Source organism: Oleiphilus sp. HI0132 (assembly GCF_001635845.1).
On the sequence record NZ_LWGJ01000266.1, the window covers coordinates 1 to 996 of the forward strand.

Sequence of the window (996 nt, forward strand, 5' to 3'; positions counted from 1 at the left end):
TGAATAGGGGGAGAGGTGCAGGCAGCATTGATCAGATGTGGAAGAATACGCTCTTCGTATAGGTTCATTTTCTTAGTTCTTATTATCTTTGGGAGGCTAATTAGAGCAGCTGCTTTCGGGGCTTTCAAGTTATGTAAGTTTGAATTCACTAATTTGTCGCGGAAAAGACAGTTTCAATTTACATTCGAGTTAAGCTCGCTTGTCAGAATGTGATACAATGCGCGCCCTGCAGGTCTTATAGCTTGTTTGGATGCTTGCTTGTAAGCCCTTAGTATGCCTTTTTAGTTTGTGCCAAGAGGATCGTCTGTGAAAGTTCGCTTTATTGAAACATGCCGTTTACCAACGCCTTTTGCCGTGTTTGATATGCATGGCTTTGAAGAGGTGGAGTCTGGTCAGGAGCATGTTGTATTGACCTTAGGGGATATCTCAAACGGTGCTCCTGTATTAGCGAGAACGCATTCTGAATGTCTCACTGGCGATGCCTTGTTTAGTATGCGTTGCGACTGTGGTTACCAGTTAGAGCAGGCGATGCAAAGCATTGCTGATGAAGGTCGTGGTGTATTGCTGTACTTACGTCAAGAGGGTCGTGGTATCGGCTTATTAAATAAGATTCGTGCCTACCAGTTACAAGACCAAGGTGCTGATACGGTTGAGGCCAATGAAAAGTTAGGTTTTGCGGCAGATCTCCGAGATTACACGATTTGTTATGACATGCTCGCACATTTGGGTGTTAAGGAGCTGAAGCTGATGACCAATAACCCACGAAAAGTAAAAGCTTTGCAGAGTGGTGGAGTCTCGGTTGTCGAGCGAATTCCAATTCAGGTTGGCCGTAACCCGCATAATGACGGTTACCTTTCGACCAAGGCGAGCAAATTAGGCCATTGGTTGCGCGACCATCAGGACGATGATGCGCCAGCGGACTAACTGGCGTTTTCGATTGCTTTTCGGTTGCTAAGCGCCAAGATGCTCTGTTCAATTCCTTCTGCATCTAAACCG

1 protein-coding gene is annotated in these 996 nt (G+C 45.9%); it reads left to right on the forward strand.

Features of this window, described 5'->3' with window-relative positions:
* Window positions 1-306 precede the first annotated feature (306 nt).
* Entirely contained in the window at window positions 307-924 is a 618-nt protein-coding gene (ribA, locus tag A3766_RS03250) for a GTP cyclohydrolase II (RefSeq protein ID WP_068508589.1), read from the forward strand.
* The last annotated feature ends 72 nt before the right edge of the window (window positions 925-996 follow it).